The 13,810-nt window shown below is 70.2% G+C and carries 14 protein-coding genes; 7 read left to right on the top strand and 7 right to left on the bottom strand.

Annotation, left to right across the window (positions count from 1 at the left end):
* The first annotated feature begins 32 nt into the window (after nucleotides 1-32).
* The 3 genes from hpt (at nucleotide 33) to folE (ending at nucleotide 3,582) form a co-directional block, all read left to right on the top strand.
* A complete protein-coding gene (gene hpt, locus ACIQRW_RS21165; protein ID WP_003968263.1) occupies nucleotides 33-572 on the top strand; it encodes a hypoxanthine phosphoribosyltransferase in 540 nt (179 codons plus the stop codon).
* A gap of 182 nt (nucleotides 573-754) precedes the next feature.
* Nucleotides 755-2,812 (top strand): ATP-dependent zinc metalloprotease FtsH, encoded by a 2,058-nt coding sequence (gene ftsH, locus ACIQRW_RS21160; RefSeq protein WP_403762453.1) that lies wholly within the window; start codon nucleotides 755-757, stop codon nucleotides 2,810-2,812.
* A 164-nt stretch (nucleotides 2,813-2,976) separates the two neighbouring features.
* Nucleotides 2,977-3,582 (top strand): GTP cyclohydrolase I FolE, encoded by a 606-nt coding sequence (gene folE, locus ACIQRW_RS21155; protein ID WP_403762450.1) that lies wholly within the window; start codon nucleotides 2,977-2,979, stop codon nucleotides 3,580-3,582.
* A 37-nt stretch (nucleotides 3,583-3,619) separates the two neighbouring features.
* On the opposite strand, the gene ACIQRW_RS21150 is transcribed toward folE, so the two are convergent.
* The 6 genes from ACIQRW_RS21150 to ACIQRW_RS21125 all read right to left on the bottom strand — a co-directional run bounded on the left by ACIQRW_RS21150 (nucleotide 3,620) and on the right by ACIQRW_RS21125 (nucleotide 8,594).
* Nucleotides 3,620-4,108, bottom strand: a complete 489-nt coding sequence (locus ACIQRW_RS21150) for a DUF3180 domain-containing protein (protein WP_403762447.1) — start codon at nucleotides 4,106-4,108, stop codon at nucleotides 3,620-3,622.
* Nucleotides 4,109-4,245: 137 nt separating this feature from the next.
* Nucleotides 4,246-4,857, bottom strand: coding sequence for a 2-amino-4-hydroxy-6-hydroxymethyldihydropteridine diphosphokinase (gene folK, locus ACIQRW_RS21145; protein WP_087766013.1), 612 nt, complete (start codon nucleotides 4,855-4,857; stop codon nucleotides 4,246-4,248).
* Nucleotides 4,854-5,213: a dihydroneopterin aldolase gene (folB, locus tag ACIQRW_RS21140; protein WP_003968268.1), complete on the bottom strand. Its 360-nt coding sequence runs from the start codon at nucleotides 5,211-5,213 to the stop codon at nucleotides 4,854-4,856. Before folB ends, folK begins: the two co-directional genes overlap by 4 nt.
* A gap of 190 nt (nucleotides 5,214-5,403) precedes the next feature.
* The gene (locus ACIQRW_RS21135; protein ID WP_403762444.1) at nucleotides 5,404-5,877 is read right to left on the bottom strand and encodes a nuclear transport factor 2 family protein; all 474 of its coding nucleotides are present in this window, start codon (nucleotides 5,875-5,877) and stop codon (nucleotides 5,404-5,406) included.
* Nucleotides 5,874-6,671 (bottom strand): dihydropteroate synthase, encoded by a 798-nt coding sequence (gene folP / locus ACIQRW_RS21130; protein ID WP_403762966.1) that lies wholly within the window; start codon nucleotides 6,669-6,671, stop codon nucleotides 5,874-5,876. Before folP ends, ACIQRW_RS21135 begins: the two co-directional genes overlap by 4 nt.
* Before the next feature lie 93 nt (nucleotides 6,672-6,764).
* The gene (locus ACIQRW_RS21125; protein WP_403762441.1) at nucleotides 6,765-8,594 is read right to left on the bottom strand and encodes a phosphatidylglycerol lysyltransferase domain-containing protein; all 1,830 of its coding nucleotides are present in this window, start codon (nucleotides 8,592-8,594) and stop codon (nucleotides 6,765-6,767) included.
* Nucleotides 8,595-8,754: 160 nt separating this feature from the next.
* On the opposite strand from ACIQRW_RS21125, the gene ACIQRW_RS21120 reads away from it, so the two are divergent.
* Nucleotides 8,755-9,876 (top strand): alpha/beta hydrolase, encoded by a 1,122-nt coding sequence (locus ACIQRW_RS21120; protein WP_403762439.1) that lies wholly within the window; start codon nucleotides 8,755-8,757, stop codon nucleotides 9,874-9,876.
* 16 nt (nucleotides 9,877-9,892) lie between these two features.
* On the opposite strand, the gene ACIQRW_RS21115 is transcribed toward ACIQRW_RS21120, so the two are convergent.
* Nucleotides 9,893-11,095: an ABC transporter ATP-binding protein gene (locus tag ACIQRW_RS21115; protein ID WP_403762436.1), complete on the bottom strand. Its 1,203-nt coding sequence runs from the start codon at nucleotides 11,093-11,095 to the stop codon at nucleotides 9,893-9,895.
* A 205-nt stretch (nucleotides 11,096-11,300) separates the two neighbouring features.
* Here ACIQRW_RS21115 and ACIQRW_RS21110 point away from each other — a divergent pair, with 205 nt between their 5' ends.
* From ACIQRW_RS21110 to ACIQRW_RS21100, 3 genes are all read left to right on the top strand, one after another.
* The gene (locus ACIQRW_RS21110) at nucleotides 11,301-12,089 is read left to right on the top strand and encodes an ABC transporter permease (protein ID WP_403762433.1); all 789 of its coding nucleotides are present in this window, start codon (nucleotides 11,301-11,303) and stop codon (nucleotides 12,087-12,089) included.
* A gap of 3 nt (nucleotides 12,090-12,092) precedes the next feature.
* On the top strand, nucleotides 12,093-12,767 hold the full coding sequence (locus tag ACIQRW_RS21105; protein WP_056700383.1) for an ABC transporter permease: 675 nt from the start codon (nucleotides 12,093-12,095) through the stop codon (nucleotides 12,765-12,767).
* Between the two features lie 68 nt (nucleotides 12,768-12,835).
* Nucleotides 12,836-13,804, top strand: a complete 969-nt coding sequence (locus tag ACIQRW_RS21100; protein ID WP_403762430.1) for an ABC transporter substrate-binding protein — start codon at nucleotides 12,836-12,838, stop codon at nucleotides 13,802-13,804.
* The last annotated feature ends 6 nt before the right edge of the window (nucleotides 13,805-13,810 follow it).

Here is a 13,810-nt window from a genome sequence, read left to right as displayed (position 1 = left end):
CAGAGAAAGAGACGTGGGTGAACGAGAAGGACATGGGTACCGACCTTCAGTCGGTGCTCCTCACCAAGGAAGAGATCGACGCGAAGCTCGTCGAACTGGCCGCGAAGATCGACGCGGAGTACGCGGGCAAGGACCTGCTGATCGTCGGCGTCCTCAAGGGCGCGGTGATGGTCATGGCGGACCTGGCGCGCGCGCTGTCCACCCCCGTCACGATGGACTGGATGGCCGTCTCCTCGTACGGGGCGGGCACCCAGTCCTCCGGCGTCGTCCGGATCCTCAAGGACCTCGACACCGACATCAAGGGCAAGCACGTCCTGATCGTCGAGGACATCATCGACTCCGGTCTGACGCTGTCCTGGCTGCTGTCCAACCTGGGCTCCCGGGAACCGGCCTCGCTGGAGGTCTGCACCCTGCTGCGCAAGCCGGATGCCGCAAAGGTCGCGATCGATGTGAAGTGGATCGGTTTCGACATCCCCAACGAGTTCGTCGTCGGCTACGGGCTGGACTACGCGGAGAAGTACCGCAACCTGCCCTTCGTCGGCACACTCGCCCCGCACGTCTACGGCGGCTGACCCCGGCCGACCCGCTGGGGAACCCTCGCCGCCCTCGGGCCGTTGAAGCTGCGAAAGCAGGTTTCTCCGTCGTACCCGGCAGTCGCGGGTGACGATGCTGGGGTACCGTCCGAAGAACAGTCTTTTCAAACAGCAGCATTTACCTACGGGCAGGAGGGACGGGGCATCTTCGCTCCGTATGGATGGACGTGAAGCGATACTTCCGTGGGCCCGTCATGTGGATCGTGCTGGCCGTCCTCGCCGTGGTCGTGTTGATGCAGGTCGTCGGCTCGTCCGGCGGCCACAAGACGGTGGACACCGGCAAGGTGATCCAGGCGATCAGCAAGAACCAGGTGGAGCAGGCCAAGCTGACCACCGGTGACGAACAAATCCTCAAGATCGAGCTGAAGAAGGGCCAGAAGCTCGAAGGCGAGTCCGGCAGCAAGTTCCAGGCGAGCTACATCGGCAACCAGGGCGTCGAGCTCGCCGACACGCTGCAGCAGAAGTTCGAGTCGGGTGACATCGAGAAGGGTTACACCGTCTCGCCGTCGAAGCAGTCCCCGTTCGTCTCGATTCTCCTCTCGCTGCTGCCCTTCGTCCTCATCGTGGTCGTCTTCCTGTTTCTGATGAATCAGATGCAGGGCGGCGGATCCAAGGTCATGCAGTTCGGCAAGTCCAAGGCCAAGCTGATCACCAAGGACACCCCCAAGACGACCTTCTCCGATGTGGCGGGATCCGACGAGGCGGTCGAGGAACTCCACGAGATCAAGGAGTTCCTCCAGGAGCCGGCCAAGTTCCAGGCCGTCGGAGCCAAGATCCCCAAGGGCGTCCTGCTCTACGGGCCGCCCGGTACGGGCAAGACGCTGCTCGCACGCGCCGTCGCCGGCGAAGCGGGCGTGCCGTTCTACTCGATCTCCGGGTCCGACTTCGTCGAGATGTTCGTCGGTGTCGGCGCCTCCCGAGTGCGCGACCTCTTCGAGCAGGCCAAGGCGAACGCCCCGGCGATCGTCTTCGTCGACGAGATCGACGCCGTCGGCCGCCACCGCGGCGCCGGCATGGGCGGCGGTCACGACGAGCGCGAGCAGACGCTCAACCAGCTGCTCGTCGAGATGGACGGGTTCGACGTGAAGGGCGGCGTCATCCTGATCGCCGCCACGAACCGACCGGACATCCTCGACCCGGCGCTGCTGCGCCCGGGACGCTTCGACCGGCAGATCGCGGTCGACCGCCCGGACATGCAGGGCCGCCTGGAGATCCTCAAGGTGCACCAGAAGGGCAAGCCCGTGGCGGAGGGCGTCGACCTCGGCGCCGTCGCCCGACGCACGCCCGGCTTCACCGGCGCCGACCTGGCGAACGTGCTCAACGAGGCCGCGCTCCTGACGGCGCGCAGCAACAAGAAGCTCGTCGACAACGAGAGCCTCGACGAGGCCATCGACCGCGTCGTGGCGGGCCCGCAGAAGCGGACCCGGATCATGTCCGAGAAGGAGAAGAAGATCACCGCGTACCACGAGGGCGGACACGCCCTGGTCGCGGCGGCCTCTCCCCAGTCGGACCCGGTCCACAAGATCACGATCCTCTCCCGCGGTCGCGCCCTCGGTTACACGATGGTGCTCCCGGAGGAGGACAAGTACTCCACGACCCGCAACGAGATGCTCGACCAGCTGGCTTACATGCTGGGCGGACGTGCGGCCGAGGAGCTGGTCTTCCACGACCCGACGACCGGCGCCGCGAACGACATCGAGAAGGCCACGGCGACGGCCCGCGCGATGGTCACGCAGTACGGCATGACGGAGCGCCTCGGCGCGATCAAGTTCGGCGGCGACAACTCGGAGCCCTTCCTGGGCCGCGAGATGGGCCACCAGCGCGACTACTCGGAAGAGGTCGCGGCACTGGTCGACGAGGAGGTCAAGAAGCTCATCGAGACCGCCCACAACGACGCGTGGGAGATTCTCGTCGAGAACCGCGACATCCTCGACGCCCTGGTGCTCGAACTGCTGGAGAAGGAGACGCTGGGCAAGGACGAGATCGCGGAGATCTTCGCCCCGCTCGTCCGGCGCCCCGCCCGGCCGGCATGGACCGGATCCGCCCGACGCACCCCGTCGACGCGGCCCCCGGTGCTCTCTCCCAAGGAGCTGGCGCTCACCAACGGCGCATCGGTCGCCAACGGTTCGGCCACTCCGCCGGAGATCGCCCCGACGGACCTGACGAAGGACATCGCCCCGTCCACCGAGGCGATCCCCGAGGAGCGTCCCGAGAGCTAGTCCCGGACCGAATCCGGTGAGACCCCCGTCACGGGGGCCGACCCGGTCCCGGAATGGATGCCGCGCCCCCCAGGTTTTAGCCTGAGGGGGCGCGGCTTTTCCGTATGCCTGCGAGGTCTGAGCGCGAACCCGCGCACGGGACAGCACAGAGGAACGAGGCACAGATGACCGACCCGGTGACGCTGGACGGCCAGGGTTCGATCGGCGAATTCGACGAGAAGCGGGCCGAGGCGGCCGTACGCGAACTGCTGATCGCCGTCGGAGAGGACCCGGACCGCGAGGGCCTGCGGGAGACACCGGGGCGGGTGGCGCGGGCGTACAAGGAGATATTCGCGGGCCTCTACCAGGAGCCCGAGGACGTCCTGACGACCACGTTCGACCTGGGCCACGACGAGATGGTGCTGGTCAAGGACATCGAGGTGTTCTCGACATGTGAACACCACCTGGTGCCGTTCAGGGGCGTCGCGCACGTCGGCTACATCCCCGCCTCCACCGGCAAGATCACCGGCCTGTCGAAGCTCGCCCGGCTGGTCGACGTCTACGCCCGCCGCCCGCAGGTCCAGGAGCGGCTGACGACGCAGATCGCCGAATCCCTCATGTCGATCCTGGAGCCCCGCGGAGTCGTCGTCGTCGTCGAGTGCGAGCACATGTGCATGTCCATGCGCGGTATCCGCAAGCCCGGGGCGAAGACCCTCACCTCCGCGGTCCGCGGCCAGCTCCGGGACCCCGCGACCCGCGCCGAGGCGATTAGCCTCATCATGGCGCGCTGACGCCCCCGGAACACGCGATACGGGCGTGGCGACCGCCCTACGCGGCCGCCGCGCCCGTGCCGTCGTGGTCGTTGCCGTCCTCCGGGAGGCGGCAGACACGTTCCAGGAAGAGCGCGGCCGCGATGACCGCGATGCCGGCCACCACCGCCGCGCCCGCGTAGATGGCCTGGTCGCGGCGGGGTGGGATGTCGAGGTAGCCCAGGAGGAAGACGCCGGTGCCGCCGTACATTCCGGCGACGAGGGCGGCGACAAGGGCGCTCGCCTGGCCGAAGACGACCGCGCGGGCCGCGAACAGGGGCTCGACCCCCTTGGCGCCGGGGCGGCGCTCCCGCTGGGCGCGGAGGCGGGTGCGGGTGGAGAGGGCGGTCGCGAGGAGGATCGCCGCGATCACGGCGAGCACGATCGACGCGGCCAGCGGGACGCTCGGCAGGGTGCCGAGGGAGTCCCAGAGGCGGGCCCCGCCCCAGGAGAGGACACCGGCGGCGGCGAAGAGGCCCGCCAGTACCCCGAGCCGTAGTTGCTTCACCGAGTGAGCCGCCCTTCGCGCCGTCTGTGCCCGGTCCGGCCGTGCGCCGGACCACCGTCCGTCGAGCTTAGGGCCTGTCGTTTGGATCATGCCGGGCTCGCGGGGTCCGGCCTGATCCAAACGACAGACCCTAACGATTACTCCGGCAGGCGCAGTTCCAGGTCGGCGCGGGGCAGGACGCCGTCGCGGCCGACCTCGGCGAGGAGCTGGGCCACCGGGCCGGCGCCGGGCAGCTGCGCCTCGGGGTCGATGTCGTGCCAGGGGGCGAGGACGAAGGCCCGCTCATGGGCGCGCGGGTGGGGGAGCGTGAGCACCGGGTCGTCGGAGAGGACGTCGGCGTACGCCACGATGTCGACGTCGATGGTGCGCGGACCCCAGCGCTCCTCGCGGACCCGGTCGAAGGCCTCCTCGACGGCCTGGCCGCGCTCCAGCAGGGAGGCGGGGGGCAGCGTCGTCTTCACGAGGATGACGGCGTTGAAGTACGAGGGCTGGGAGTCCGCCTCGACGCCCCAGGGCTCCGTCTCGTACACCGGGGAGACGGCCTTGACCCGGAGGCCCGGGGTGTCCTCCAGGGCGTCGACGGCCCCCTGGAGGGTCTCCAGCCGGTTGCCCAGGTTGGAGCCGAGGGAGATCACGGCCATCTTGGGGTTGGAGAGCGTGACGTCGGCGGCGTCCACCTGCCGGACGACGGCGGTCGGAACCGGCTGTACGGTCGGGTCGCTCTGCCCTTCGGTGGAAAATGCAGTCATGCTCGGCTCCGGGTGATGGTGATGGTCACGTCGTCGAAGGGGACGGTGATCGGTGCGTCCGGCTTGTGCACCACGACCTCGACCTCCTGGACGCCTTCGTGCTTCAGGCACTGCTGGGCGATGCGTTCGGCGAGCGTCTCGATCAGATCGACCGGTTCGCCGGTCACCACGTCGACGACCTCCTCGGCCACCACGCCGTAGTGCACGGTGCGGGCCAGGTCGTCGGTGGCTGCCGCGGGGCGGGTGTCCAGGCCGAGCACCAGGTCGACGATGAAGGTCTGGCCCTCTTCCCGTTCCCGGGGGAAGACACCGTGGTGCCCACGGGCCTTGAGGCCGCGCAGCGCGACACGATCCACGCGAATCACTCCTGCTGTCGTTGGTCGAGAGGCACCCGGCCGCGTGCGGGCGGCGAGATGCCTTCTTTCGAATCTACCTGCGAGCACCGACAGTGCTCGCCCGTGGGGGCCGTGGACAGCGCCTCACCGGGCTGGTAGCCGCCTATACCCGGTGGTCATCGGTTCCAACCCCTACGGGTCCCGTACCCACTCACGAGAGTGTCTCCTCGTCGTCGTCCTCATCGGAATCGGTCAGGACGGGCGATCCGTGGTGGGACCAGAGTTTCCAGCCGTCGTCGGTGCGCCGGAACACGTTCGTGGCGACGACCAGCTGGCCCACGAGCGGACCCAGCGCGTTGCCCTCCTCGGCGGGGCCGCCGCTGAGGATGTTCTCGGTGCAGGTGACCAGGGCGGTGTCGTCGGTCATCGCGATGTTGACGTCGGTGAGGAAGAACTGGATGTACTCGGTGTTCGCCATGATCAGGGCGTAGCTGCGCAGTACGTCGCCGCGGCCCGTGAGCACCGGCCAGCCGGGGTGGACGCAGGAGACGGTGAGGTCCTCGCCCGGCAGCCACCGGCCGGAGAGCTCGTCGTAGTCGCCGCGTTCCAGCGCCTCGTAGAAGGCGGTGTTGGCGGCCTCGACCTCCGCGATGTCGGCGGCGGCCCGTGCGTGTTCCTCGTTCACGCGGCTCCCTCGACCGCGCGGGCGACGCGGACGGCGTCGGCGGTGGCCCGTACCTCGTGGACCCGGACCGCCCAGGCTCCGGCCGACGCGGACAGCGCGGAGACGGCCGCGGTCGCCGCGTCGCGTTCGCGGGCGGGCGGCGGGGCCGAGCCGGGCCCGGCCAGGACGTGTCCGAGGAAACGTTTGCGGGAGGCGGCCACCAGCAGCGGGCGGCCCAGCGTGTGCAGGCCGGCCAGGTGCGCGACGAGCGACAGGTCGTGGGCGGCGTCCTTCGCGAAGCCGAGGCCGGGGTCGATCACGATGCGCTCGGGGTCGACGCCGCCCGCGACCACCGCGTCCATCCGCTGCCGCAGCTCGTCGAGGACCTCGGCGACCACGTCCTCGTACACCGCGCGACTGTTCATCGACTCGCTGAAGCCGCGCCAGTGCATCACGACGAACGGGACCTCGGCGGCGGCGACGGCCGGGATCATGTCCGGGTCGGCGAGGCCGCCGCTGACGTCGTTGACCAGGGCGGCCCCGGCGGCGACGGCCTGCTCGGCGACGCGGGCGCGCATGGTGTCCACGGAGACGGTGACGCCCTCGGAGGCCAGCCCCCGCACGACCGGGACGACCCGGCGCAGCTCCTCGGCCTCGTCCACCCGGCTGGCGCCGGGGCGGGTCGACTCACCGCCCACGTCCACCAGGTCCGCGCCCTCGGACACCAGGTGCAGACCGTGCTTGACCGCGGCCGTGGTGTCGAACCAGCGGCCGCCGTCGGAGAAGGAGTCGGGCGTCACGTTGACGACGCCCATGACCGCGCAGCGGTCCCACTCCGGCAGCCCTCGGACCGTGCCCCGCGTGCGTGTCGTACTCATACCACCAGCCTAGGCCCGTCCCGTCGCCCGTCACGCCGCGCGTACCTCGTGCTCCTGGGCGCCGGGGAGCGTGTGGCCGCAGGGGCGCGGGCGGCGGGGGCGGAACGGGCGGGGCAGCGAGAGGTTCACGAAGCCCTCCGCCCGCATCGCCGCGATCCCGATGCGGGGCAGGTCGCGACTGGTGCGGAAGACCACGAAGCGGGGCTCCCAGCGGGGCTTGAACTTGGCGTTGAACTTGTACAGCGACTCGATCTGGAACCAGCGCGACAGGAAGATCAGCAGCCCCCGCCAGCAGCGCAGCACCGGTCCCGCGCCAAGCCGCTCGCCGCGGGCCAGAGCGGAGCGGAACATCGCGAAGTTCAGCGAGACCCGGGCGACGCCGAGCTTCTCGGCGGCCTGGAGCGAGGCGACGATCAGCAGCTCGTTCATGCCGGGGTCGGCCGAGCGGTCGCGCCGCATCAGCTCCAGGGACATGCCGTCCGGCCCCCAGGGGACGAAGTGGAGGACCGCCTTCAAGTCACCGTGCGGGGAGTCCTCCGTACCGGAGCCGGGCAGGTGGGCGGTGGCGATCACGCAGTCGCCGTCGGCCGGGTCGCCGATCCGGCCCAGCGCCATGGAGAAGCCGCGCTCGGTGTCGGTGCCGCGCCAGTCGGCGGCGGCGCGGCGGATCCGGGCCAGTTCGGTGTCGCCGATGTCACGTGCCCGCCGGACCCGGGTCTCGTAGCCGTTCCGTTCGATGCGCTTGACCATCTGGCGCACGTTCCGCATGGCCCGTCCGGCGAGGGAGAAATCCGCCACGTCCACCACCGCCTCGTCGCCCAGTTCCAGGGCGGTGAGGCCGGTCTCGCGGGTCCAGACCTGGCCGCCGGTCTCGCTGCAGCCCATCACGGCGGGGGTCCAGGAGTGCGCCTGTGCCTCGTCCATGAAGCGTTCGATCGCGCCCGGCCAGGCCTCCACGTCGCCGATGGGGTCGCCGCCGGCCAGCATCACCCCGGAGACGACCCGGTAGCAGACGGCGGCCTTGCCGCTGGGGGAGAAGACGACGCCCTTGTCGCGGCGGAGTGCGAAGTGGCCGAGCGAGTCCCGGCCGCCGTGCCGTTCCAGCAGGGCCCGCAGCCGGCTCTCGTCGTCCTCGGTGAGGCGGGCGGCCGGGTGTTCGGGGCGGAAGGCGAGATAGATGGTGGTGACGGCGGTGAGCAGGCCGAGGGCGCCCAGCGAGTAGGCCACGGTCCAGCTGGTGCGCCCGGCGTAGTCGACGGGCCCTTGGACGCCGAACAGGCCGTACAGCACGTGCTGGAGGCGGTCGGCGATGGACGGGTCGCCGACGACCCGGCCGGGGTGGACGCTGACGATGATCAGTCCGAGCCCCAGCGAACCGGCCCCGAGCAGCACGAAGTTGGCGAGCGCGCGCCAGCGGCTGCGGGGGTCGGGCAGCGCCCGGAACTGGTCCCGGTGGCGCACCAGCAGCCAGCAGAGCGCCAGCGACACGAGCACCCCGACGATCGAGTGGCGGTACGCGAACTGGGCCACGGCCCCCGCGGGCAGCAGGATCACCGCAGATCGCCAGGCCCGTCGCTTGTGCCGCTTCAGCCCGTGTGCGAGCAGGAGCAGCAGCATGCCCGCGCTGAGCGAGAGCGCGGCGGCGAACGGGCCGAGCGCCCCGGGGAGCACCTCGGCGAGGGTGTGCATCCGGCTGTGCCGGAAGCGGGGGAAGACCCCGGCGGCGACGTCGATCAGCCCGACGACGGTGCAGGCGGTACCGACGAGCGCCGGTACGGATTCGGGGCGCGGCCCGCGGAGCAACCGGCGTACGCGCTGCGGAACCGAAACCGACTTATCCCCATCTAGCGTGACAGACATCGCTTCCCGTGGCTTCGCGAGAGATTCGTTGAGTCCGCCGGCTGGAGCCCCACGGACGATGTGCGCCCTCTAGGACGTGGGTTGTGGAGCGCGGGTTCACCCACATTCCGGAAATTTCCCGTATCCGGCCCGCGTAAGGAATCACGGAGAAAGCACGCTCATGGGTCTCACCAGCTCCGCAGTTCTGGCGGTCGTGGCGGCGGTCGCCGTCGCGCTGTTCGCCGCCACGGTCGGGCTCTGGCCGCGGCTGGCCCGGCCCGGGGCCGCCGCGGTGTCGGGCCGGGTCGGGCTGTTGCTGGCGACCCAGTTGACGTTGTTCGTGGCGGTGGGGCTGGCCGCCAACAACGCCTTCCTCTTCTACGGTTCCTGGGCCGACCTCTTCGGCCGGCAGCAGGAACTCGGTGTGGTCACCGACCACGCGGGGAACGGGGCCGGTTCGCGGCAGACGACGCGGACCGGCACCCAGCACCCGGACGTGCCGGGCGGCCGGGTGCCCTCGGTCGGCGGGCGGATCGACCAGGTGGTCGTCTCCGGGCGGACCTCGGGCATCGAGTCCCCGGCGTACGTCTATCTGCCGCCGGAGTACTTCCGGGCGGCGTACGCCGGGCGGACGTTCCCGGCGGCCGTGGTCCTCACCGGCTACCCGGGCACGGCGGAGAACCTGCTGAAGGGGCTGCGCTATCCGCAGACGGCGCATGACCGGGTGAAGGTGGGGAAGGCCCGGCCGATGATCCTGGTGATGCTGCGGCCGACGGTCGCGCCGCCCCGGGACACCGAGTGCGTGGACGTCCCCGGGGGACCGCGGACCGAGACGTTCTTCGCGAAGGACCTCCCGGAGGCGATCTCGGGGACCTACCGGGTCGGGGAGAAGGCCCGCAACTGGGGCATCATCGGCAACTCGACCGGCGGCTACTGTGCGCTGAAGATCGGGCTGCACCACCCGGAGCGGTACGCGGCGAGCGCCGGGCTCTCCGCGTACTACAAGGCGGCCGAGGACCCGACGACGGGCGACCTGTTCCACGGGAACGAGGAGCTGCGCGACCGCGCCGACCTGATGTGGACCCTGGAGAACCGGCCGCCGTCCGGCGGTTCGTTCCTGGTGACGACGTCCCGGGAGGGCGAGGACAACCTCCGGAGCACGATGGAGTTCATCGAGAAGGTGAGGGCGCCCGCGAAGGTGTCCTCCATCGTGCTCGACAGCGGCGGGCACAACTTCACGACCTGGCGGCGGGAGATCCCACCGGCGCTGGAGTGGCTGAGCGCCCGGCTCAGCGAGAACTGATGCGGCGGGACAGCCCTTAGGGGGCGGGGATCGTCGCGACCGTCTCCACGGCGACCTCGGCGCGCGGTACGTCCTGGGCGTCCGCGTCGATGGAGCGGCGTAGGGCCTCGTGGAGCCGGGCGGGGGTCAGCACGCCGAGGAAGCGCCCCTCGCCCTCCTTGTCGATGACGGCGATCCAGCCCGCGTCGTGCTGGAGCATGGTGGCGAAGGCCTGCTTGAGGGGTGCCCCGAGCGGGAGCCAGGCCTCCATCCGGCGGGCGTGTTCGCGGACCGTGCCCTTGGCGGTGGCCGGTGCGCCACCGGTCGCCGTGCCGGTCGTGGCGTCGGCGGGGATCCAGCCGTGGAGGTTGTTCCGGCCGTCCAGGACGACGGCCCAGCGCGCGCCCTGGGACCTGAGCCGTTCGGTGGCCGTGGCCAGCGGGTCGTCGAGGTGGACGACCGGCGGCTGGTCGAGGTCGCTCTCCTCGATGGGCGTCACCGAGAGCCGCTTGAGCCCGCGGTCCGCGCCGACGAAGTCGGCCACGTACGGGGTCGCGGGGGCTCCGAGCACGGTGGCGGGGGAGTCGAACTGCTCGATGCGGCCCTGGCCGTAGACGGCGATCCGGTCGCCCAGGCGGACGGCCTCCTCGATGTCGTGCGTGACGAACAGCACGGTCTTGCGCACCTGGGCCTGGAGTTTCAGGAATTCGTTCTGGAGGCGTTCGCGGACGACCGGATCGACCGCCCCGAAAGGCTCGTCCATCAGGAGAACGGGCGGATCGGCGGCCAATGCGCGGGCCACGCCCACGCGTTGGCGCTGCCCGCCCGAAAGCTGTTCCGGATAGCGGTCGCCATAGACGGAAGGGTCGAGTCCGACGAGGTCGAGGAGTTCGGCGGCGCGTTCGCTTCCCTTTCCGCGCTTCCAGCCCAGCAGATGGGGAACGGTCGCGGTGTTCTCCAGCACCGTCTTGTGCGGGAAGAGTCCCACCTGCTGGATCACGTAGCCGATTCGACGGCGCAGTTGGACGGGATCGATGGTGGATATGTCGTCCCCGTCGAGGAATATCCCGCCCTCGGTCGGTTCGATCAGCCGGTTCACCATCTTCATGGTGGTCGTCTTGCCGCAACCGGAAGGTCCGACGAGCGTGACCAGTTCACCCTCGGCGACCTCGAACGAAAGGTCGTCGACGGCGGTGGTGCCGTCTGCGTAACGCTTGGTGACGTGCTCGAAACGGATCATGGTTCCCCATTGTGGAGGGCGTTCTGTGAAGGGCATGTTGCCGGAATGCGACAGCCTCCGCGATTGTCAGTGGTCGAGGATAGGCTCGCCAGTCATCAGTTCGATCCGGGGCGACCCGGGGCGATCCGGGGGAGAACCCGGCGTGATCCGGGCGTGATCCGGGCGCGATTCCGGGCGACGAGCGAAAGCAGGAGGTGGGGGGCGGATGGCCGAGCAGAACTGCCTGGTGACGAACGACTGGATCTGCGGGGAGTATCTGCGCTCCCGCAGCCAGGAGTTGACCGACGCGACCGTGCAGCACATCGGCATCACGGTGGTCTCGGTGCTGATCGGGCTCGCGGTCGCCTTTCCGCTGGCGCTGCTCGCCCGCCGGGGCCGGCGCTTCGCCGGGCCGGTGCTCGGGCTGACGACCGTGCTCTACACCGTGCCCTCGCTGGCGATGTTCTCGCTGCTGCTGCCCCTGTTCGGGCTGTCGGCCGCGCTCGTCGTCACGGGCCTGGTGCTCTATTCGCTGACCATCCTCGTACGCAACATCCTGGCCGGGCTCGAAGCGGTGCCCGAGGAGGCCCGGGACGCCGCGCGCGGCATGGGATACGGGCCGGGGCGGCTGCTGTGGGAGGTGGAGCTCCCGCTGGCGCTGCCCGCGGTGATGGCGGGGCTGCGGATAGCCACCGTGTCGACGGTCGCGCTGACCACGGTCGGCTCGCTCGTCGGCAAGGGTGGCCTCGGCAATCTCATCGAGGACGCGCTGCCCAGCTTCTTCAAGGCCCAGGTGCTCGCCGCCTCGGTCCTGTGCGTGCTGCTCGCGGTGGCGGCGGACCTGCTGCTGCTCGGTCTCCAGCGGGTGCTGACGCCCTGGACCCGGATATCCGGGGCGCCCCGGACGGCCGGGACGGCCGGGGGCAGGCGCACGAATCCGGACGGACCTGGCGGACCGGGCGGACCGGGCGGACCGGCGGGCCTGCCCGCCCCGGCGAAGGTGGAGGCGGGCTGACCCGTGGGAGTCATCGGTGATGCCTGGACCTGGCTGACGACCGGGGCCAACTGGTCGGGCGACGGCGGGGCCGCGCACCGGCTCGGCGAGCATCTGTACGTGAGCGGGGTCGCCCTCGCGGTGGCCTGCGCGATAGCCCTGCCGCTCGCCCTGTATCTGGGGCACATCGGCAGGGGCGGTGCGCTCGCGGTGAACATCTCCAACGTGGGGCGGGCCGTCCCGGTCTTCGCGGTGCTCGCCCTGTTCATGGTCACGCCCCTGCGCAACTCGGGTTACTGGCCCACGATCATCGCGCTGGTGCTGTTCGCGGTGCCGCCGCTGCTGACCAACGCCTATGTCGGGATGCGGGAGGTGGACCGGGCCGTGGTGGAGGCCGCGCGCGGCATGGGGATGTCGGGCGGGCAGCTCTTCGTCCGGGTCGAGCTGCCGCTCGCCTACCCGATGATCATGACCGGGCTGCGGTCCGCCGCCGTCCAGGTCGTCGCCACCGCGTCGATCGCCGCGATGGTCGGCCTCGGCGGTCTCGGCCGGATCATCACCGCCGGGTTCAACACCTACGACACGGCCCAGGTCTTCGCGGGCGCCGTCCTGGTCGCCGGACTCGCCCTGCTGGTGGAAGGGGTGCTCGTGGGCCTGGACCGGCTGCTGTCACCGCTGCGCCGCCGCCGGACCGCGTGACGGGCCTGGCAGCCCCCCAACATCCATCCCTTTGGTCACCTTTTTTCAGTTCGGACGGAGAACAGAGCATGAGCAGAACCTCTCGGACAGCCGGAGCGGTCATCGGCATGGTGGCGCTGGCAGGGTCGCTGGCGGCCTGCGGCGGCGACAGCCTGGAGAAGGAGAAGGGCTCCGGCTCCTCGGGCGGCGACAGCAAGAAGGGCTCCCTCGTCGTCGGCTCGGCCTCCTTCACCGAGTCCAAGGTGCTCGCCGAGCTGTACGCGCAGATCCTCGGCGACGCCGGGTACGACACCTCGATCACCACGGTGAAGAACCGCGAGCTGTACGAGCCCTCGCTGGAGAAGGGTGAGATCGACGTCGTCCCCGAATACGCCGCGACGATCACCGAATTTCTCAACGCCAAGGTGAACGGGGCGAAGAAGGCCCAGAGCACCCCCCTCGCCTCCGGAGACGCCGACGCCACGGTCGCCGCGCTGGAGAAGCTCGCGGGCCCGCTGGGCCTCAAGGTGCTCCCGGCCGGGAAGGCCGTCGACCAGAACGCCTTCGCGGTCTCGAAGGAATTCGCCGAGAAGAACAAGCTCACGACCCTTTCCGATCTGGGAAAGTCGAAGCTCAAGGTGAAGATCGCGGCGGGCGACGAGTGCGAGGTGCGGCCCTTCTGCGCACCCGGTCTGAAGAAGACGTACGGCATCGACGTCACCGGTATCGACCCCAAGGGAGTCGGCACCCCGCAGTCCAAGCAGGCCGTCCGCGACGGCAAGGTCGAGCTGGTCCTGACGACCACCACGGACGCGGTGCTGGACGGGCTGGTCTTCCTGGAGGACGACAAGAAGCTGCAGAACGCCGACAACGTCCTGCCGGTCCTCAATGCCGAGGACGCGGGCGCCCCGGAGATCGCCGACGCGCTCGGAAAGCTCACCGACGCGCTCACCACGGAGGATCTCGCGGAGCTGAACCGCAAGGTCGACGCCGAGCGCGAGAAGCCCGCCGACGTGGCCAAGGAGTATCTGGAGTCGAAGGGTCTGATCAAGAAGTAGGGCTCG

The sequence above is a fragment of the Streptomyces sp. NPDC091287 genome (genome assembly GCF_044768525.1).
Classification (GTDB): domain Bacteria; phylum Actinomycetota; class Actinomycetes; order Streptomycetales; family Streptomycetaceae; genus Streptomyces.
This window is presented reverse-complemented; position numbering and strand designations above follow the sequence as displayed.